Source organism: Mesorhizobium sp. M1227 (assembly GCF_040318315.1).
Taxonomy (GTDB): Bacteria; Pseudomonadota; Alphaproteobacteria; order Rhizobiales; family Rhizobiaceae; genus Mesorhizobium.
Genome location: NZ_JAMYLZ010000016.1, coordinates 98,488 through 118,605, shown reverse-complemented (window position 1 = coordinate 118,605; position 20,118 = coordinate 98,488). Strand labels below are relative to the sequence as shown.

At 60.9% G+C, this 20,118-nt stretch carries 18 protein-coding genes and 1 pseudogene; 8 read left to right on the top strand and 11 right to left on the bottom strand.

Features of this window, described 5'->3' with window-relative positions; genetic code table 11:
* Positions 1–156: helix-turn-helix domain-containing protein (locus tag NKH28_RS19720; protein WP_352980127.1), on the bottom strand; the 156-nt coding region annotated here is incomplete at its 3' end.
* 352 nt (positions 157–508) lie between these two features.
* Between NKH28_RS19720 and NKH28_RS19715 the strand changes: the two genes are divergently transcribed.
* From NKH28_RS19715 to rimO, 3 genes are all read left to right on the top strand, one after another.
* The gene (locus tag NKH28_RS19715) at positions 509–916 is read left to right on the top strand and encodes a DUF930 domain-containing protein (RefSeq protein WP_352466186.1); all 408 of its coding nucleotides are present in this window, start codon (positions 509–511) and stop codon (positions 914–916) included.
* Between the two features lie 190 nt (positions 917–1,106).
* Entirely contained in the window at positions 1,107–1,766 is a 660-nt protein-coding gene (locus tag NKH28_RS19710; protein ID WP_352682728.1) for a TerC family protein, read from the top strand.
* A 140-nt stretch (positions 1,767–1,906) separates the two neighbouring features.
* Positions 1,907–3,220: a 30S ribosomal protein S12 methylthiotransferase RimO gene (gene rimO / locus NKH28_RS19705; RefSeq protein WP_352980119.1), complete on the top strand. Its 1,314-nt coding sequence runs from the start codon at positions 1,907–1,909 to the stop codon at positions 3,218–3,220.
* 62 nt (positions 3,221–3,282) lie between these two features.
* On the opposite strand, the gene NKH28_RS19700 is transcribed toward rimO, so the two are convergent.
* The 8 genes from NKH28_RS19700 to NKH28_RS19665 all read right to left on the bottom strand — a co-directional run bounded on the left by NKH28_RS19700 (position 3,283) and on the right by NKH28_RS19665 (position 11,559).
* On the bottom strand, positions 3,283–4,350 hold the full coding sequence (locus NKH28_RS19700) for a BMP family ABC transporter substrate-binding protein (RefSeq protein ID WP_352502446.1): 1,068 nt from the start codon (positions 4,348–4,350) through the stop codon (positions 3,283–3,285).
* Between the two features lie 47 nt (positions 4,351–4,397).
* On the bottom strand, positions 4,398–5,372 hold the full coding sequence (locus NKH28_RS19695; RefSeq protein ID WP_352980118.1) for an ABC transporter permease: 975 nt from the start codon (positions 5,370–5,372) through the stop codon (positions 4,398–4,400).
* Positions 5,372–6,484, bottom strand: a complete 1,113-nt coding sequence (locus NKH28_RS19690; protein WP_352448966.1) for an ABC transporter permease — start codon at positions 6,482–6,484, stop codon at positions 5,372–5,374. The genes NKH28_RS19695 and NKH28_RS19690 overlap by 1 nt, the downstream gene beginning before the upstream one ends.
* Entirely contained in the window at positions 6,481–8,073 is a 1,593-nt protein-coding gene (locus tag NKH28_RS19685) for an ABC transporter ATP-binding protein (protein WP_502906644.1), read from the bottom strand. The genes NKH28_RS19690 and NKH28_RS19685 overlap by 4 nt, the downstream gene beginning before the upstream one ends.
* A 152-nt stretch (positions 8,074–8,225) precedes the next feature.
* The gene (locus NKH28_RS19680) at positions 8,226–9,203 is read right to left on the bottom strand and encodes a quinone oxidoreductase family protein (RefSeq protein ID WP_352980116.1); all 978 of its coding nucleotides are present in this window, start codon (positions 9,201–9,203) and stop codon (positions 8,226–8,228) included.
* 18 nt (positions 9,204–9,221) lie between these two features.
* The gene (gene pcsA, locus NKH28_RS19675) at positions 9,222–9,998 is read right to left on the bottom strand and encodes a phosphatidylcholine synthase (RefSeq protein ID WP_502896505.1); all 777 of its coding nucleotides are present in this window, start codon (positions 9,996–9,998) and stop codon (positions 9,222–9,224) included.
* Positions 9,999–10,033: 35 nt separating this feature from the next.
* Positions 10,034–10,648: a DUF1326 domain-containing protein gene (locus NKH28_RS19670; RefSeq protein ID WP_352471871.1), complete on the bottom strand. Its 615-nt coding sequence runs from the start codon at positions 10,646–10,648 to the stop codon at positions 10,034–10,036.
* Positions 10,649–10,662: 14 nt separating this feature from the next.
* Entirely contained in the window at positions 10,663–11,559 is an 897-nt protein-coding gene (locus tag NKH28_RS19665) for a DUF2182 domain-containing protein (RefSeq protein WP_352980113.1), read from the bottom strand.
* 103 nt (positions 11,560–11,662) lie between these two features.
* On the opposite strand from NKH28_RS19665, the gene NKH28_RS19660 reads away from it, so the two are divergent.
* Together NKH28_RS19660 and hspQ are read left to right on the top strand one after the other, a co-directional pair.
* Positions 11,663–12,871 (top strand): UbiH/UbiF family hydroxylase, encoded by a 1,209-nt coding sequence (locus NKH28_RS19660; protein ID WP_352980111.1) that lies wholly within the window; start codon positions 11,663–11,665, stop codon positions 12,869–12,871.
* 221 nt (positions 12,872–13,092) lie between these two features.
* Positions 13,093–13,416 carry a heat shock protein HspQ gene (hspQ, locus tag NKH28_RS19655; RefSeq protein WP_023675043.1) on the top strand — a complete coding sequence of 108 codons (324 nt, stop codon included), beginning with the start codon at positions 13,093–13,095 and terminating at the stop codon, positions 13,414–13,416.
* Between the two features lie 110 nt (positions 13,417–13,526).
* On the opposite strand, the gene NKH28_RS19650 is transcribed toward hspQ, so the two are convergent.
* Positions 13,527–14,156, bottom strand: a complete 630-nt coding sequence (locus NKH28_RS19650; RefSeq protein WP_352448908.1) for an invasion associated locus B family protein — start codon at positions 14,154–14,156, stop codon at positions 13,527–13,529.
* 231 nt (positions 14,157–14,387) lie between these two features.
* Between NKH28_RS19650 and NKH28_RS19645 the strand changes: the two are divergent.
* Together NKH28_RS19645 and NKH28_RS19640 are read left to right on the top strand one after the other, a co-directional pair.
* Positions 14,388–16,208 (top strand): annotated as a pseudogene (locus NKH28_RS19645) (extracellular solute-binding protein).
* A 23-nt stretch (positions 16,209–16,231) separates the two neighbouring features.
* Positions 16,232–16,909, top strand: coding sequence for a DsbA family oxidoreductase (locus tag NKH28_RS19640; protein WP_352980109.1), 678 nt, complete (start codon positions 16,232–16,234; stop codon positions 16,907–16,909).
* A gap of 6 nt (positions 16,910–16,915) precedes the next feature.
* Here NKH28_RS19640 and NKH28_RS19635 read toward each other — a convergent pair whose 3' ends face one another.
* Entirely contained in the window at positions 16,916–17,350 is a 435-nt protein-coding gene (locus tag NKH28_RS19635) for a hypothetical protein (protein WP_352980107.1), read from the bottom strand.
* A 629-nt stretch (positions 17,351–17,979) separates the two neighbouring features.
* Between NKH28_RS19635 and NKH28_RS19630 the strand changes: the two genes are divergently transcribed.
* The gene (locus tag NKH28_RS19630) at positions 17,980–19,869 is read left to right on the top strand and encodes an ABC transporter ATP-binding protein/permease (RefSeq protein WP_352682747.1); all 1,890 of its coding nucleotides are present in this window, start codon (positions 17,980–17,982) and stop codon (positions 19,867–19,869) included.
* Positions 19,870–20,118 lie beyond the last annotated feature (249 nt).

Sequence of the window (20,118 nt, the reverse complement as noted above, 5' to 3'; positions counted from 1 at the left end):
CTCCAGCCCTTCCTCCCTATAGCGGTTGAAGATCTTGTAGCCAGTCTTGCGCGAAATCCCGAAATCCCGGCACACATCGCTCATGCCTTCTCCCGCGAGAAGGTGGGCAACGAAACGTAGACGTTCCTCCATCACCGAACACTCTCTCCACGGCATCAACACCTCCGGCCAAAAGCCAAAAGTGTTACCCATGTGTCCGGTACAAAACGTCACCTATGTCTCAGGCCGCGCATCCAATTTCTTCAATTCTGCAGGCATGACGTCGAGTTTTCCGCTCGTCGGATTCTCGACTGCCTGGGTTTAACAGGCCGGTCCGGTTAGGGGAGAACCGCCGCTCTGCCCCATGCCGCGCGCCACCTCTCGCGTCGCTGAAATGCGACAGGTGCTGATCATGGCAACGATACCAAAGTACCGGTGACACTATTGCGTAATCAACAACCTGCCACAAAGCGAAGACTGTCACCCGCCGCGCAGCCGCGCTTCGTCGGGTTGATTTCTCCGCCCGAATATGATGCTTCTCCCGCCCATGAATAAACTATTTTCTGCGGTCCTCGCATGGATGATACTGGCTTGGCCGGCCAGCGCAATGGACAGCGCATTGCGCGCCGGTCTGCTGAAACTCGATCCGCAAACCCGGCTGGAGCAGCGATGCGACGCCGAAATTCTCGACCGGATTACCCGCGACGACCACAAATACAAAGCCGATCGTGTCGTCGCCTACGCTTTTGCGACGCCCGAAATGGGCGCCGATGCGATCAAGAGCCCGGGTGCTGCGTTTCGCAGCAAGGGACAGTGGTACCGGCTGAAATTCAAATGCGAAACAGCGCCGGACCATATGGAAGTCCTGCAGCTCCGCTATCGGATCGGTGATGAAATTCCGGAAAGCGACTGGCCCAAATACAATCTCTATAACTAGGCATTCGCGACCTGTGGCCGCATTTTGCCGGTGTTCGGGCCGATCGTCGCAAACTCTGTATATTGCCGCAATAACGGGCGGTTTGCCGACCTTGTTCCAACCAGTCCCTTGACGCGCAGGAACCATACACGTTAGGCCCTCCAGGCATTCGACGCGAACGGTCGGCCAACCAGCAAGGGACTTCCAGTCGATGGAAATTTTCACTGCCGCGGGCTTCTCTGCCCTGCTCCAGGTCATCGCCATCGACCTCGTGCTTGCAGGCGATAACGCCATCGTCATCGGCTTGGCCGCGGCGGGCTTGCCGGTCGAGCAGCGCAAGAGAGCGATTCTCATCGGCGTGGTGGCGGCGACGGTGCTGCGTATCGGTTTTGCTGCGATCACCGTCACCCTGTTACAGATTGTCGGCCTGCTGCTGGCCGGCGGCATCTTGCTGCTGTGGGTGTGCTGGAAAATGTATCGCGAGCTGCGCACGTCGTATGCCGACGAGGTGGAGGCGACCGAAGCGCTGTCCAATTCCGATATCAACAGCGATGATATGGTGGCCGGCAAGGCGCGCAAGAAGACCTTGGGTCAGGCGGCATTGCAGATCGTCATCGCCGACGTGTCGATGTCGCTCGACAACGTACTGGCGGTCGCCGGCGCGGCGCGCGATCACTTCCAGGTGCTGGTGATCGGCCTCGTCCTGTCGATCGCGCTGATGGGCCTTGCCGCGAGCTTTATCGCCAAGCTGCTGCACCGCCATCGCTGGATCGCCTACATCGGCCTTTTGATCATCTTCTATGTCGCACTCGATATGATCTATCGAGGCGCTGTGGAAGTATTGCCGCATGTCAGCAGTGCGATGAGCTGACGCATCGACTCGAACTCGCATCGGCCGGGCCTTTCAGCTTCGGCGACGCTGGCGGTTGCGTTTCGCCGCAGCCCCGCCCATACCAATGCCGCGACAAGTGTGGTACTGCGCCGCCAATCCTGAAAATCCGGAAAGCTTTGATGTCCGCCCCTCGCGTCAGTTTCGTCAGCCTTGGATGCCCGAAAGCCCTTGTGGATTCGGAGCGCATTATCACGCGCCTGCGCGCCGAGGGCTACGAGATCGCCCGCAAGCACGACGGCGCCGACCTGGTCGTCGTCAACACCTGTGGCTTCCTCGATTCGGCTCGCGATGAATCGCTCAATGCCATCGGCTCGGCACTTTCGGAGAATGGCAAAGTTATTGTCACCGGCTGCCTCGGCGCCGAGCCGGACATCATCCGTGAAAGACATCCCAACGTCCTCGCCATCACCGGACCACAAGCTTATGAAAGCGTGATGAGGGCGGTGCATGAGGCCGCCCCCCCGAGCCACGATCCCTACATCGACCTTTTGCCGCCGCAAGGGGTCAAGCTCACGCCGCGCCACTATGCGTATCTCAAGATCTCGGAAGGCTGCAACAACCGCTGCACTTTCTGCATCATCCCGGCGCTGCGTGGCGACCTCGTATCGCGGCCGGCGGCCGACGTGTTGCGCGAAGCCGAGAAGCTGGCCAAGGCCGGGGTCAAGGAGATCCTCGTCATCTCGCAGGATACCAGCGCCTACGGCATCGATGTCAAATACCAGACCAGCATGTTCGGCGATCGCGAAGTGCGGGCGAAATTCCTCGATCTATCGGAAGAACTGGGCAAGCTCGGTGTCTGGGTGCGCATGCACTATGTCTATCCCTACCCGCATGTCGCGGACGTCATCCCACTGATGGCCGAAGGCAAGATTCTTCCCTATCTCGATATCCCATTCCAGCACGCCTCGCCGCAGGTGCTGAAGAACATGCGCCGGCCCGCTCATGGCGAAAAGACGCTCGAGCGCATTCGCGGCTGGCGCGACGTCTGCCCGGACCTTGCCATCCGCTCCACCTTCATCGTCGGCTTCCCCGGCGAGACGGACGACGACTTCGAGATGCTGCTCGACTGGCTGGACGAGGCCAAGATCGACCGCGCCGGCTGTTTCAAATACGAGCCGGTTAGAGGCGCCCGCTCCAACGAGCTCGGCCTCGAGCAAGTGCCGCAGGAGATCAAGGAAGCCCGCTGGCACCGCTTCATGCAGCGCCAGCAGAAGATTTCGGCAACGCAGCTAACCAAGAAAATTGGCAAGCGACTGCCGGTCCTGATCGACGAGGCGCATGGCAATTCGGCCAAGGGCCGGACCAAATACGATGCGCCCGAAATCGACGGTTCGGTCCATATCCAGTCGCGGCGGCCACTGCGCGCCGGCGACATCGTCACGGTCAAGGTCGAGCGCGCCGACGCTTACGACCTTTACGGCTCAGCAGTCTGATATTCCGTCCAAAATGGAAAGGGCGCCGCGTGGCGCCCTTTCGTTCGATATGTTTCCACCGCCTACTGCGGCAGCTTGTCGTCGACGCCCTTCACGTAGAAATTCATGCCGAGCAACGTGGCGTCGTCGGCGACCTCGCCCTCCTTCAGCCAAGGTGTGCCGTCCTGCTTGGCGACCGGCCCGGTGAAGGGGTTCCAGCCGTCGGCGATCTTCTTGGTGGTGGCTTCGGCCATCGCCTTGACGTCGTCGGGCATGTTGGTGAACGGCGCCAGCTTGACGGCGCCGTCCTTAATGCCGAGCCAGACATTATCGGGCTTCCAGGTGCCGTCGAGCGCCGCCTGGACGCGGCTGATGTAGTAGGGACCCCACTCGTCGGTCAGCGCGGTCAGCTGCGCGTGCGGCGCGAACTTGATCATGTCGGAGGACTGGCCGAAGCCGTGCAGCTTGCGCTCTTCCGCCACCTGCAAGGCAGCGGTCGAGTCGGTGTGCTGGACGATGATATCGGCGCCCTGGTCGAACAATGCCTTGGCAGCATCGGCCTCCTTGCCCGGATCGAACCAGGAGTTCACCCACACGATCTTCGCCTTGAAGTTCGGATTGATCGACTGTGCGCCGAGCATAAAGGAATTTATGCCCATCACCACTTCCGGGATCGGGAAGGAAACGATGTAGCCGGCGACGCCCGACTTCGATTGCTTGGCGGCGATCTGGCCAAGCACGTAACGGCCTTCGTAGAAACGCGCATTGTAGATGCCGAGATTTTCGGCGGTCTTGTAGCCGGTGGCGTGCTCGAACATCACCTTGGGGAATTTCTTGGCGATCTTCACTTCCGGGTCCATGAAGCCGAAGGACGTGCCGAAAATGATCTTGCATCCCTCGCGCGCCAGGCGCTCGAAGGCGCGGTCGGCATCGGGGCCTTCGGAGACGTTTTCGAGATAGGCGGTCTCGACCTTGTCGCCGAGTGCCTTTTCCACCTCGAGGCGGCCTTGGTCGTGCTGGTAGGAGTAGCCGAAATCGCCGATCGGGCCGGTGTAGACCCAGCACGCCTTCAGCTTGTCCGCCGCCTCGGCTGATGCCGCCAGCGACAATGCGGCCGTCGCCGCCATCAGGGCAATAAGCAGTTTTTTCATTGTGTTACCTCTCTGAGTTAAGCCTTGGAGCTTCCGTCTTTTTGTTGTCAACGATCCGGAACGAATGGCTGGCCCAAGGAGGCCGGCGTGTTCATCATCGTCAAACGCTTGTTGCGCGAGATTAGAACGAGAACCACGACGGTTGCCAGATAGGGCAGCGAAGAAAGCAGTTGCGAGGGAAACGATTTTAAGAACGCAATTAACTTGTAGAGCAACCAGGGCGCGTCGACGAAGTCCTGCAGATTTATGGCTTGGACGTGAAGCTGGCCAACCCAGATCGCGCCGAAAATATAGGCGCCGGCCAGCACCCGCCAGGGCCGCCAGGAGGCGAAGACGACCAGAGCCAGCGCGATCCAGCCGCGGCCGGCGGTCATGTTCTCCACCCATTGCGGTGTGTAGACCAGCGATAGGTGACCGCCGGCGAGGCCGGCACAAGCGCCGCCGAAAATCACTGAGAGATAGCGGTAGCGGATGACTTGGATGCCAAGCGCATGGGCGGATGCATGGCTGTCGCCGATCGAGCGCAGCGTGAGCCCGGTGCGGGTCTTGAACAGGAACCACATGACGGCGGCGGTCAGCGCGATCGAGATGTAGAAGATTGGATCCTGGCCGAACAGCAGCCTGCCAACGACCGGGATTGCGGTCAGGCCGGGAATATCGAGGTTTGGCAGCCTTTCGCCGGGCTGGCCGACAAAATTCGTTCCCATCATGCCGGAAAGGCCGAGGCCGAGCAGTGTCAGCGACAGGCCGGTGGCCACCTGATTGGTGGCCAGCGACAGCGTCATGACGGCGAACAGCAGCGAGAACACTGCCCCCATGGTGATTGCCGCCAACAGCCCTATCCAAGGCGAGCCGGTGAGATAGCCGGCGCCGAAACCGCCGACGGCACCCATGATCATCATTCCTTCGACGCCGAGATTGAGCACACCCGAACGTTCGACCACCAGTTCGCCGATCGCCGCGATCAGCAGCGGCGTCGCCGCCGTCGCGATGGTCAAGAGGATGTTGACGGTGATGTCCATCAGCGGGCTTCCTCCAGCTTCGGCCCTGCCTCGAGCTTCGGCGCGGAAAAGCCGGTCAGGCGAATGCGGTAATGGATGAGCGTGTCGCAGCCGAGCACGAAGAACAAAAGCATGCCCTGGAACACGCGCGCCACCTTGTCGGAGATGCCGAGCGCGCTTTGCACTGCCTCGCCGCCCAGATAGGTCAGCGCCAGCACAAGGCCTGCGGCGACGATGCCGAGCGGATTGAGCCGGCCGAGAAATGCCACGATGATAGCGGTAAATCCGTAGCCGGGCGAGATCACCGGCTGCAATTGTCCGATGGCTCCCGAGACCTCCGAAATCCCTGCAAGTCCGGCCAGTGCGCCCGACAGCAGGAAGGCAAAGAAGACCATGCGGTTAAGGCCAAACCCGGCGAAGCGCCCTGCCCTCGGGCTTGAGCCGAGCACGCGGACCTCGAAGCCTTTCAGCATACGGCTCATCAGGATCCAGATCAGTATCGCCGCGATCAGCGCGAAGACAAATCCCCAGTTTGCCCGGCCGGATTCCGGGAGGAGTTCCGGCAGTATCGCCGAGTCGTTGAACTGGATGGTCTGCGGGAAACCATGGCCCTGCGGATCGCGCCACGGCCCGCGTACGAGCCAATCGAGGAAGAGCTGGGCGACATAGACCAGCATCAGGCTGGTCAGGATCTCGTTGGTGTTGAAGCGCGTCTTCAGCAGTGCCGGGATTGCAGCATAGGCGGCCCCACCGACCATGCCGAGCAGAAGCATCAGCGGCAGCACCAATGGGCCTTCGAACTGCGGAAACAGCACGGGGATGATCGAGCCGACAATGCCGCCCAGGATGAACTGGCCTTCGGCGCCGATGTTCCAGATGTTGGCCTTGTAGCAGACCGACAGTCCGACGGCGATCAGGATCAGGGGGGCGGCCTTGATCGCCAGCTCATGCAACTGCCAGACCTGGCTGATCGGTTCGATGAAGTAGATGCGGAACGCGGTCAACGGGTTGACGCCGAGCAGCGCGAACATGATGGCACCGGCAATGATCGTCAAAACGAAAGCGATGAAAGGCGAGAGTGCCGAAAACAGCATCGAGCGCTGCGGGCGTTTTACAAGTTCGAGGCGCATCAGGCCGTCTCCAGCGTATGTTCGGCATGACCGGGTTCGGCGCCGCCCATCAGCAGCCCGATTTTCTCGAATGTCGCTTCAGCTATCGGCAGCGGCTTCGACAATTCGCCATTGTGCATTACCGTGATCGCATCGGAAATCTCGAACAGCTCGTCGAGGTCCTGGCTGATCACCAGCACCGCCGAGCCGCTGCGCGCCAGTTCGATCAGCGCCTGGCGGATGTGGGCCGCCGCACCCGCGTCGACCCCCCAGGTCGGCTGATTGACCACCAAGACGCTTGGCCGGCGGTCGAGTTCGCGGCCAACGATGAATTTCTGCAGATTGCCGCCCGAAAGAGCCGCTGCCTCCGGATCCGGCGCGCTCTTGCGCACGTCCATTGCCTTTATGATGCGCTGGGCAGCGGTATGGATCGCATCGCCTTTGACCATTCCACCGGTGCCGACAAACATCTTGCCATCGGTGGCGTGGCGCGACAGAAGCAGGTTCTCCGAAAGCTTCATGCGCGGTGCTGCGCCATGGCCGAGCCGCTCTTCCGGGACGAAGGCAGCGCCCATCAGACGCCTGCCGGTGATGGTGAGGCCACCGGCATCCTTGCCGCGGATGCGGACCGAGCCGGCATCCTGCTGCAGCACCTCGCCGGAAACGGATTCGAAGAATTCGCCCTGGCCGTTGCCGGCCACACCGGCAATGCCGATCACCTCGCCGGCGCGGACTTCAAGATTGATGTTCCTGAGCGGGATCGAGAACGGGGTCGCCGGCTTGCGGGTGAGTTCGCGGATTTGAAGCAGCACCGGCGCGGTCTCGATACCCTCGGCCGGCGCCCGCACCACGGCCAGCACCTCGTTGCCGACCATCATCCGCGCCAACGAAGACGCGGTTTCCTGGCGCGGATTGCAATGGCCGACCACCTTGCCATGACGCAGCACGGTGGCGCGGTCGCAGATCCGTTTGACCTCTTCCAGCCGGTGCGAAATGTAGAGGATGGACTTTCCTTCCGAACGCAGCCGTTCGAGCGTCTCGAACAACTTATCGGCCTCCTGCGGCGTCAGCACCGAAGTTGGTTCGTCGAGGATGATAAGTTGCGGCGTCTGCAGCAGGCAGCGGATGATTTCGATGCGCTGACGCTCGCCGACCGACAGATCACCGACCAGCGATAGCGGATCGAGAGGCAGGCCGTAACTGTAGGAGAGCGCCCTCGCCTTGGCCGCGATCGTACTGATCGGCGAGCCGTCATCCAGCGACAGCGCGATGTTCTCCGCCGCCGTCAGCGCTTCGAACAGGGAAAAATGCTGGAAAACCATGCCGATGCCGAGCTTTTTTGCGGTGCCGGGGCTGGTGATCCTGACCGCCTGGCCGTTCCAGAAAATCTCGCCGGAATTCGGTTCCAGCGATCCAAACAGCATTTTCACCAGGGTCGACTTGCCAGCGCCGTTCTCGCCAAGCAACGCATGGATCTCGCCCTTGGCGATGTTGAGATCGACATGGTCGCACGCCGTCAACGTGCCGAATATCTTTGTGAGGCCGCGAACCTCAAGCAGGTTTGCGCCGTCCTGATCTGCACTCACGGTGCCTCCATCTGGTTTGCCAGACATGTTCTGTGTTCCCGCAAGCATCGTATGCGCGGGCTGCTCTCTACGGTAAGCGCCTCACGACTTGAAAGAGCTTCAAGAATTTCAGCGGAAACTCAAGCGGTAAAGAGCAGTTCGCAAGAACGCCGGCGTCGGCGGCCCGAAACGGCGGGCACCTAAGGGATAAGTATTGTTGTCCCGGTGGTCCGGCGCCCTTCGAGATCGGAATGCGCTTTGCCGGCCTCGCTGAGCGCGTAACGCTGGTTGATCTTGATCTTGACGGCGCCGCTGAGCACCACACCGAACAAGGCGGCGGCGGAAGCTTCGAGGTCTTCGCGCTTGGCATTATAGACGAACAGTGTCGGCCGCGTTGCGAACAGCGAGCCCTTCTGCGCCAGCAACGAGATGCTGAAGGGCGGGATCGGCCCAGACGATTGACCGAAGCTGACGAAAGTGCCGAGCGGCCGCAGGCAATCGAGCGAGGCTGGAAATGTGTCGTTGCCGACTGAATCGTAGACAACGTCGCATTTCTTGCCACCGGTGATAGCGGCAACGCCGGCCACGAAATCCTGTTCGCGATAGCTGATCACGTGGTCGAAGCCATGCGCCTTGGCGAGCTCGATCTTGTCGGTGGAACTCGCCGTGCCGATCACTGTCGCGCCGAGATGCTTGGCCCATTGGCCGAGGATCAGCCCGACACCGCCGGCCGCCGCATGAAACAGGATCGTGTCGCCGGCTTTCACCTTGAATGTACGGCGCAACAGATATTCGGCGGTCATGCCCTTTAGCATCATGGCTGCGGCCTGTTCGTCGCTGATGCCGTCCGGCACCTTCACCACGCGGTCGGCGGCGATCACGCGCTGCCCGGCATAGGCGCCGGTCGTCACGGCGTAGGCGATGCGATCGCCGGGTTTGAGCCAGTCGACATCCGAGCCGACATCCAAGACCACGCCGGCCGCCTCGCCGCCAGGGATCAGCGGAAATCCGCCCTGCGGCGGATAAAGGCCAGAGCGATAATAGACGTCGATGAAATTGAGACCGATCGCGGTATGCTTGACCAGGATCTGTCCCGAGCCCGGCTGCCCGGGATCGGCATCCTCATAGGTCAGGACCTCCGGGCCGCCATGGGCATGGATGCGGATCGCTTTGGACATCTTCTGGCTCTCTTGGGATCAGGCTTTCTTATCCGGCTTGGCGCCGAGATTTGGGAAGAACTGCATGATAGCGCCGATGCAGGCGAGGTAAAGCCCGGTGAACGTAATCCCGAACTTGATGAAATCGCTGACCTGCTCGCCCAGCACGCCGATCTGGTCGTAGAAGGAGGCAAGTGCGGCCTGCGCCAGCGCCAGCGCGCCGAAAGCGCACCAAAGCAGCGTCATGCCGAGATTGATTGGCCGCAGCCGCTTCACCCGCACCGGATGGATGAAATTGATCGGCACGAAGGTGAGAATGCCGGCCACCACGACCACGGCGAAAGAAACCCATTGTCCGGGCTCGATGACGAACAGCGTGAACACCACCATGTTCCAGACGACCGGAAAGCCCTTGAAGAAATTCTCCTTCGTCTTCATGCCGGTATCGGCATAGTAGATTGCGCTCGACACCACGATGATCGCCGCCGACAGGAACGACAGGCGCTCGCCCATGAAACCGCGCTGATAGAGCGCGAAGGCCGGAATCAACACGTAGGTCACGTAATCGATGATGTTGTCGAGCAGTTCGCCCGACCAAGTCGGCAGGATTTCCTTGACATCGAGCTTCCTGGCGATCGGCCCGTCGATGCCGTCGACGAAAAGCGCCAGCCCCAGCCACCAGAACATCGCCGTCCAGCGCTGCTCGCTTGCTGCCACCAGCGACAGAAACGCCAGGAATGAGCCCGACGCGGTCAAGAGATGGACCGAGAACGCCCGCGCCTGAGGCCACGTGACTTTCTTCTTCGGCCGCGGAATCCGGTCGGCGATTTTCCTGGCCGTCGTCTTCTTGCTCACGGGCCCCGCCAGTCCAGCTTGCAGATTTCGGCCGAACGGCCAGCAAAGTTCCAGTTGCGGCCAAAGGCCCGCATTTTGCTCTTGTCGGATTTGGCGACGATGATTTCCGGCGCAATCCAGTATTCCGAATTGCTGATGACCGTATCCTTGTCGCGATCCTTGCCGGTAATTGGCGTCACCGCACCATCGATGATCTTCGGTATCTGAAAGATGCGTGTTTTCTCACGCGTCTCGTAGGTGATCGGCACCTGCTCGGCACCGAGGAACTGTCCGACCAGGATGGAGAGCAGCGATGTGGTTCCACCGGCCTTGCCGGTGAATATCTTCGTCAGTCCCTTCACAGCGTAAACCGAGGCGCGCTTGTCGATGAACAGGCCCGCCGTCCAGTTGCCGCGGCTCATATAACCGGGGATTTCCATGACCAGCCCAAGATTGAGGCCGGACAGGTCGACCTCGCCGAAATGGCCGGCATCGATCCGGAACCCCGCCCAGGTTTGGCAATAGCCTTCCGTAGGCGGATGATTGCCGAGCGAAAGAACGCAAGGGCAAAAAACCGTGCAATTGCAGGAAAGGATGAGCTCTCCCTTCATTGCCCAGTTTTGATCTGTCATCGAATTCTCCCCCCTCATGCCGAGACTACTAGTAGCGCGGCTGCCCAGACAAGCAGTATCGCACCGCCCAACCGCGTCGGCAGATTGCCTGCCGTCTGTTTTTCGACCAGGCTGAACAAGCCGATCAGCGCCATCCAGAACACGTTCATCACACCGACGGCAAACATTACCAGCATCAGCGCCCAGCAGCATCCAAGGCACCACAGGCCCTGCTCCATACCGAGCCGGAAAATGCGAATGGGCCTGGCGCTCCAGTTGGCGAACAGGACCGAGAACGGATTTCTGCACTTCACCAGACAGGCTTCCTTCAGCCAGCTGAACTGATAGAGACCAGCGATCGACAGTGCGGCTGCTCCGGCAATTCCAAGCAGCGGATCGAGCATCTGCCCGGATGACACGAATGCATGGACTGCGAGCGTCAGGGCAGCGAATATTGCCGAGGCGGCAAGCCAGACGCTCAAATATCCAGCGACCAGGATCAGCGGATGGGCAACGGGTTCCCCCTTGATCCGGGCGGTATCTGCGATCTCGCAATAGGTGCGGATCATCGGCGCCGCGGAGGGCAGCATGGTCGCGATGGCCATCAACAGCCACATCGCGGTGAGTGCCCCGCCTTGCGCGCCTACGCTTGCGCGAAGCGGCGCCGGCGCAAGGCAAAGGGCGAAGAAACGCGCAAGGAAATCCGGCAGCGGCAGTTGCGGCAGGTATTCCAGCACGGCGTCGCCGGGTACATCGGCGCCCGGGAGCCGGCTCACCGCCCCCCGAACTGCCATTGCGCCGAGAAGGAGCCAGGCAAGGGCGATGCCCATGCCGGCAACGACGCCCACCGTCAGTCGAGGGCTGCGCGCAACGCTCGCCATCGCGCGGCCGGTGCCGTCGAGGTGGCTGAAATCGTCTTGTTGGCCGGTCATGGCAACCGAATGGGCCGAATCGCCGCGTTGATCAAGCCGCATCACCTGACCTATATGGACCAGCAGGTCGGACGGGCCTCACTTCGCAATCCGGAAGCCGAATTTGAACCATCGGGAAACAGCACGGATACTGGTCGCCGGCAGCGGCCCTGCGGGGCTGATCGCGGCGCTTGGCTTTGCCGAGGCGGGCTTTCCCGTGACGCTCGTCGGACCCGATGCAGCCGTCCCCGACGGCCGGACGACAGCCTTGATGAACCCTGCCCTGAAGATGTTCGAACGGCTAGGGATCTTCGACGGAATCAGGCCGCACGCAGCGCCGCTCAAGGTGATGCGTATCGTTGACGCAACCAACCGGCTGATCCGCAGCCCGACAGTGACCTTTCGCGCCAGCGAGATCAACGAAGAGCAATTCGGGCTGAACTTGCCCAACAGCGTTCTCAACCGCACGCTAGCCGAGGCTGTCGCGCATTCGGGCATCGAATGGCGAAAGTCGATGGTGGAGGCATGGCGCCTCGATGCCGACCATGCCCATGCCGTTCTCGCCGACGGCAGCGAGGTTGAGGCATCGTTGGCAGTTGCCGCCGATGGCCGTCAGTCGCCGGCCCGCGAGGCAGCCGGCATCCGCACCTCGATCCGATCCTATCCGCAGGCGGCGTTGGTGCTCAATTTCGGTCACCGCAGCGACCATGCCTTCACCTCGACCGAATTCCACACCGAGACCGGTCCGTTCACACAGGTTCCCCTGCCCGGCAACCGGTCCAGCCTTGTCTGGGTGCTCGAACCCGATATCGCCAAGGACCTTGCAGCACTCGACGACGCCGAGCTTTCGACGCGGGTCGAACAGCGAATGCAATCGATGTTGGGCCGCGTGTCGGTTGAGCCCGGCCGGCAGGTCTACCCACTTTCAGCGGTGAGCCCGTGGCGGTTTGCGCATCGCCGCGTGGCACTTGTCGGTGAAGCCGCCCACGTGTTTCCCCCAATTGGCGCGCAAGGCCTCAATCTCGGCATCCGGGACATCGACGACCTGATTGGTGCCGCAAGCAGAAACCGCTCGGACCCGGGCGCCCCCAAGGCGCTTGCAGCCTATGATTTCAAGCGGCGGCCGGACATTCTGGCGCGCAGCAGCGCGGTCAACCTGCTCAACATGTCGTTGCTTTCCGACATGCTGCCGGCTCAGATGGTGCGCAGCGCTGGCCTTGGCGCGCTTGAGCGGTTTGCGCCGTTACGGGCGTTTTTCATGCGCGAGGGTCTTCGACCCGGCAGCGGTTTTGCGGCGTTTTTTGGCGGATTGCGAAAACCGGCTGAGCGATAGCGATCTTGGCCACCGCCCTTGATCCGCATCTCGCGATGCTCAACCCGGCATCAAGGGGATCGGGATTGAATTGACGCGGCGTCTGCGCCAAATAATGACGATGTCGACCTTAAGGTCTGGGCCAATCTTTGCCGGACCGGTGCGTAAGAATCTAAAGTCCTGGAGCGTTCCTTGCGTGTTCCAGGATGCGTGGCGTTCAAGAAGTTCAAGTGGTGAGTGCGATGAAGACAGCCAAATTCTCGATCGGACAGGTGGTTCGGCACCGGCTGTTTCCGTTCCGCGGCGTCATTTTCGACGTCGATCCGCAATTCGCCAATACTGACGAATGGTACGAGGCGATCCCCGCTGACGTGCGGCCGCGCAAGGACCAGCCTTTCTATCATCTGCTCGCCGAGAATTCCGAAACGGAATACATCGCCTATGTGTCCGAGCAGAATTTACTCGAGGACCGGTCGGGCGAACCGGTCCGGCATCCGCAGATTGGTGAAATGTTCGACAAGAAGCCGGACGGGCGCTACGAGCCGAAGCACCAATTGAGACATTGACTTAGTCGGAATCTGGCTGGCCTGAGACATGGCTGGACCCGACAAACAGCCGGTCCAAACGAAAAAAGCGGGGCATGAACCCGCTTTTTTATTCGTCCGAAACCCGTCGATCAGTTGGCGGCCTTCGCCTTTTCCTGCTCTTCCTTGAGCTTCTTGGCAAAGTCCTGATTGTTCTTGGCGACGAACTCCTGGAGCTTCTTCTGCCGGTCCTCGATGTCGGACTGCTGCAGCGGCGGGCCGTCGAAGGCGCCGCTGAAGCCGGTCAGCGCAATCTTGATCGGGTTCGGCTGGTTCTGGAAATTGACCGAGGTGAGCGTCAGCGCCGATCCCTTCTTGAAGGATGCGACAAGCTGATCGCTCAGCGGCACTTCCGCCACGCAGCGATCCGGAAAACAGATCACATAGTCGAGCTTCTGCGCCTTGCCGCCGTCGATCTGGAGGCCGATGCCGGGAGGAACGAGACGGCCGGTCGGAACCGTCACCTGGAACACCTTGCGGTTCACCTTGCCCTTCAATTCGATCAGGCTGACGCCGGTGATGAGCTGGCCGTTGCCGGCGGTGGTGATGTTCTGGACATTGCAGATGTCGACGTCTTCCTGCTTGGTGCAGGCCTTGAACCAGCCTTGCGGAATCTGCTGTTGCTGCTGCGCGGAAGCAGCGGGAATCCCGGCGCCCAGAATGCCGACCACGCCAGCGGCCATGACCGACAGGCGGTACGCGTTGCTGTTCAGGCTCGTCATGTCGTGCATTCCTCTCAAATGATCCCGGAACCGGCTTTTTTCATGCCGTGTGGTCCAGCTACCTGTTGCCGAAATGAGGCAACAGAATGACTTCGGACGGCGTGTTACACTGCAAGCGGTGCCGAATCCAGCCCGGGTCTCGCGAATCTTGGCCAAGGGATAGGCTCAAGGGGTTGGCCGGTGCACGACCGGCTCATGTATGCTGCGCATCGAATCGGGAAGGAGACGGTCATGGGCCGCGTTGTCGTTTGGCTGATCGCCGCAATCTTGTTTGTCGGCCTTTCCCTGCAGCCGGCCGTGTCGGAACCGGTCCACGCGCTTGCCATGCAGGGCGAGCCGGCGCTGCCGGCCGACTATGATCATTGCCACTACGTCAATCGCGCAGCGCCTTAAGGCGGCAGCATTACCTATGGCGTCGGCGGCAGCTTCGACACTCTCAATCCGTTCATCCTGAGAAGTCTGCGCACCACCGCGCGTGGCATGATGGATCAAGCCTATGGCAATCTCGTCTTTGAGCCCCTGATGCAGCGCAACTACGACGAGGCCTTCAGTCTCTACGGCCTGCTCGCCGATACCGCCGACATGGACCCCGAGCGCAAGAGCATCGAATTCCACCTCGATCCCAGGGCCAAATGGTCGGACGGCGAGCCGGTGACGCCGGAAGACGTGTTGTTTACCTATGACGTCTTCACCGAGAAGGGCCGCCCACCTTACAGCCTACGAATGAAAGCGATTGCCAAGCTCGAAAAGACCGGCGACCGCGGTGTGCGTTTCACCTTCAACGACAAGGCCGACCGCGAATTTCCGCTGATCATTGCGCTGACGCCGATCATCCCGAAACACGCCTTCAACAAGGACACCTTCGACAGGACGACGCTAAAGCCGGTGATCGGCAGCGGGCCTTACACGGTGGCGCAAGTCGTGCCCGGTCAGCGCATCGTGTTCAAGCGCAATCCGGACTATTGGGGCAAGGACGTGCCGTCCAAGCGCGGCTTCGACAATTACGACCAGATCACCATCGAATATTTCCTCAACGCCAACGCCAAGCAGGAAGCGTTCAAGAAAGGCATCTGCGCCATTGACGACGACAGCGACCCGGTCAAACGCGAGCGCGATCTCGATTTTCCGGCCTTCCACAGGGGCGAGGTCATCGCCGAAACTTTCGATACCGGCATTCCGCCGGTGGTCAACGGTTTCCTGTTCAACACGCGGCTGCCGAAATTTTCCAATCCGGTCGTGCGGCGCGCGCTCGGCATGCTCTACGATTTCGAATGGGCCAACAAGAACCTGTTCGGCGGCAAATACACGCGCACGATGAGCTTTTGGCAGAATTCCGAGCTGTCCGCGCTCGGCCACCCCGCCAGCGAAAAGGAAAAGGCCCTGCTGGCCCCCTACCCCGGCCGAGTGCCCGCAGATGTCATGGACGGCACCTACAGGCCGCCCGCTACCGACGGCTCCGGCCAGGACCGCAAGGTGCTGAAGGCGGCATTCGAGCTGCTGAAGAGCGCGGGCTATACGGTGCAGGACGGCGCGATGCTCGATCCCGAGGGAAAGCCGTTCGGTTTCGAGATCCTGACCGCCTCGCAGGACGAAGAGCGACTTGCCGCTATCTATCAGCGCACCCTTGAGAAGCTCGGCATCGATGTCGGCATCCGCAGCCTCGACGGTGATCAGATCCAGTCGCGCAAGCAGCGTTTCGATTTCGAGGTGCTGGTCGGCTCGACCGGTTTCAACAACTCGCTGTCGCCCGGTATCGAGCAAACCGGGCGCTGGGGATCCGCTGCCGCCAAGGCCGAAGGCTCGTTCAACCTAGCGGGTGTCGCCGACCCCGCAGTGGATGCGGCGATCGAGGCGATGCTGAGAGCTCGTTCGAAGGAGGACTATGTAGCGGCCGTCCGCGTTCTCGACCGGCTGCTGATCTCCGGCAATTACATGGTGCCGACGCAGCACAACAACCAGCAATGGCTCGCTTATTGGAACTATCTGGAACATCCGCAAAAGACGCCCATATACGGTTATCAGCTGCCGACCTGGTGGCGCAAACCGAAGTGACCTCTTCACAACAGGAGATCAAGATGAACGACGAGAACTCGATTACCGTCGATGTGGTCTCCGACGTCGTGTGTCCCTGGTGCTTTATCGGCCAGAAACGCCTCGACAAGGCGATTGCCGCCGTCGATATCGACGTTCACATACGCTGGCGTCCCTTCCAACTCGACCCAGCAATCCCGCCCGAAGGCAAGAACCGCCGCGACTATATGGTGGCGAAATTCGGCAGCGAGCAACGCATCCGCGAAATCCATGCCCGGATCGAGCCGCTGGGCGAGGCCGAAGGCATCTCCTTCGCCTTCGACGCCATCAAGGTCGCGCCCAATACGCTGGATGCGCACCGTCTCATTCGCTGGGCCGGCACGGCCGGCGAGGCCATTCAGAACCGGCTGGTGCGCCGGCTGTTCCAGCTGAATTTCGAGGAAGGCGCCAATCTCGGCGATCATGCCGTGCTGATCGAAGCCGCCCGCGAGGCCGGGATGGATGCATCCGTGGTCGAAACGCTTCTGCCGACCGACGCCGACGTCGAGGCGGTGCGCACCGAAATCGCCACCGCTTCGCGCATGGGCATATCGGGTGTGCCGTGCTTTCTGCTTGAAGGCAAATATGCGGTGATGGGCGCCCAGGACGCCGATACGCTCGCCGATGCACTCCGCCAGGTCGCCGCGGCCAAGGCACGCGGCGAACTGGAAACAGCGAACTGAGTCGGACTATTTCACCGCCACCTTGGCCTTGCTGACGAAAAAGCCATGGCCATGCTTGCCGGTGCAGGTCAATCCCTTGGTGGATGACTGGCAGGAAAACGGCCCCTTGCTCCAGCTGTTGCCGTACGCCAGCCTGGCGACGTCGCCGCAGCAGCCTTGCTCGCCCGGATTCTTGATCAGCGTCGCCGGACCTTTCGGGCCGAGGATGACGGTGACGTAGCTGGGCTCGACGCGCGAACAGCTCAACTCCGGTCCGCCATCCTGCGGCTCGTAGGTGCTGGTGCCGCCCTTCGGCGTGTAGATGCAGCCAATATTGCCGGACGGCGTGTTGAACTCGATCTGTCCCTCGGCGTTTGCGGGAACGGTCTGGCTGCCGGCATATGTTTGCGGCAGCCAGGCAAACATCGCGAGCATCGCCACAAACAATGTCCGTGCAAGCATGGCGAACTTCCCCCCGGTTCAAACCTGGATGCGTCCGGCAGGTTCGATCCGAAGCGCGTGTTTGTCAAACGCGGTTTGTGCGCGCTCTTAAAAAGGCACGGGCCAATTGATATTGATCTTCATCCTGGACTGTGTCGGCAAAGTCATTGCTTGGCCGACTACGGGGTCCTGACAAGGCGGCTTCAACCACGAATCATACGGTCACTTTCTGGTCGCCGACGAGGTCGGAGCTGACCGTGAAGGCGGGTCAGGCTGTGAAGATCGACCGCTGGACGGCGCTTCTATGTTCACAAAGCTGTGTGAAGACCTTCCCTTGGGGAAGGTCACTGCTTGCTCCGGCTCAGGCAAGTAACTATTTGAAATTACGTTGGTATTCCGCCCCTCGAAGCATGACGGCATAGCGCCATGATCATTCATTCTGTTGCTCCACTGCAACGGCCGGCGAGCTAAGCCACCTGCGACTGGTGAAAAGCTAATGGAAAATGATCAATTGGTGTTACTGTCCGTAACAAAAGAAAAATCGTTTGGGCGGGATAGTGATTCGGGTCGATAGACCAACGCGACATTCAATATCGGAAAAATGGCTCCGCGGTGCCGCAAGGCAGTCGCCCCTGACGCCCGTATCGTCGATGCGCAGCTTCTGGGGGCTGATGCGGGTCTACTGGTTCTCGGACCGCTGGAGGGAAGCCTGGACGCTGACGCTGGTGATCGCGCTGATCATCGCGCTGTCCAGCAAAGCCGACGTCTGGTTTACGGTAGCTGGGGCTGAGCTGGCGACTTCGATCGCTTTTTTCCACGATGCCGCGAACACGACGCCACTCAAGACAATACTGACCAACGCCGGTTGGCTGGTGCTGCTGGTCCTGCTCAAGGACTTGGTTATTGCCGGCATTCACAACCTGGTTTCCAAGACATTGCATCGCAAATGGCGTGGCTGGCTGGACAGCCGATTCAACGAGGCCCTGCTCGACTCTAACCATACGCATTTCCATGCCCAGCATGGCTCTTCCGGGAATGCAGCTCCCGACAATATCGACCAGCGCGTGCAGGAATCCATCAAGGCCATGACTGGCGGAGCCATCGGGCTTGCTTCGGGTGTGCTAAGCGTCTTCGCTTCGTTCTACTTTCTCGGTGGCGAATTGCTGAAAAACTCTGTCGAGGTGAAGGGCCTGGAGTTTCTCGGCAGCTACGGCAGCGCCGTCCTTGCTCTCCTGGCAATCGCTGTGTATGTGCCGTTCAACACCTGGATCGCATTGAAACTCGGCCGAATGCTGGAGTGGCTAAACGTCAGAATGCAGCAGGCCGAAGGCAGTTACCGCAGCGAGTTGATCACATTCCTGCGCCGCAGTTTTCATGTCGCCGCATCGCAGGGCGAGAATGTGCAGAAGACTGTAAACAGCCAGCGTTATGCCGACATTGACCGTACCTGGGCCAGACTGAACATCGTCAATACTGGCTACGCCTCGTTCGAGCTGATCTATAATTTCATCGGTGCCAAGATTGTCGCTTTCGGGCCAGGGCTCGTGCCCTTCATCCACAACGGCCTCGACCTCAAGGGTTATCTGACAGCTTCCGGCCAGGTCGATAAGCTGATCAGCAACTGTTCGTGGTTCATCCATGTTATGCCGGACATCGCCACCTTGCGCGCCAACAGCCAGCGCGTCATCGAATTGGCGCAGGCAATCGAGAACGTGCAGCAGCCACAGGAATTCTATCAGCAGACCGGCCGGTCCGACTTCCGCTACGACCACCAGAACCCGGTTTTCGGACTGACCATCCAGAAGCTCGAACTGGCGCATCAGGGCGAGGACGCAACGCCCTTCCTGAGTGCCGCGAACTTGCGCTTCCGGCGTGGCGAGTGGACTTTCCTCAAGGGCGAATCCGGTTGCGGCAAGACCTCGCTCGTCAAGGCGATCAACGGCCTGTGGCCTTATGGCCGCGGCACCATCGTCTTCCCGGAAGGGGTCAGGAGTTTCTACGCCGCCCAGGAGGTGAAGCTGCAGCAGGTTTCGTTGAAGCAACTGGTCTGCCTGCCTGGTTCCGAGCATGATTACGCCGACATGCAGGTCGCATCCGCCCTGCACAAGGCCGGCCTCGGCGATTTCATCGAGCATTTGGCCGATGAGAGCCGTGAAGGAAAGATCTGGGATCAGGTTCTCTCGGGTGGGCAGAAACAGAAGCTGGTTGTCGCCCGCATCGTGCTGCAGCAGCCGGGATTGCTGTTCCTCGATGAAGCCACCGGCGCGCTCGACCCCGATGGACGGATCGCCTTCCACCAGGCGATCAAGGACAATTGCCCTGATGCAACCGTGATCTCGATCATGCATGAGGCGACGCCGCCGAGATCGCTCGCGGGCACCGAATTCTACCACAGCGTGGTTGCGATCGCCGACGGCGTCGCTACCAAGAAGCCGCTGGTTCCGAGTCTGCCGGTCGAGCTCACCACCATCCTCACGCAGCCGACGCGGCCGGCCGAGGACAAGTGGCTGCGCTTTCCCCGCCGGCTGAAGCAGAGATAGCCGCGGCACCACTGCCGGCATCCAGCCAGCCTGCCACGTAGCCCGATCACAGTCTCGCGATCCAGTCGGTTTGCCGCCGTTTTAACCCGCTCTCGCGATTGACTCGGCAAGGCGCGCTCCTATGTTGCGCCGGCTTGCAGAATCTCAACTCGAACCCGCGAGCAGAAAGGTCACCGCGCCATGCCTGGCGACAGTCACAGTCAAACGCAACCGCCGTCCGCTTGACGTGACCTGACAGGCTCACGTCCT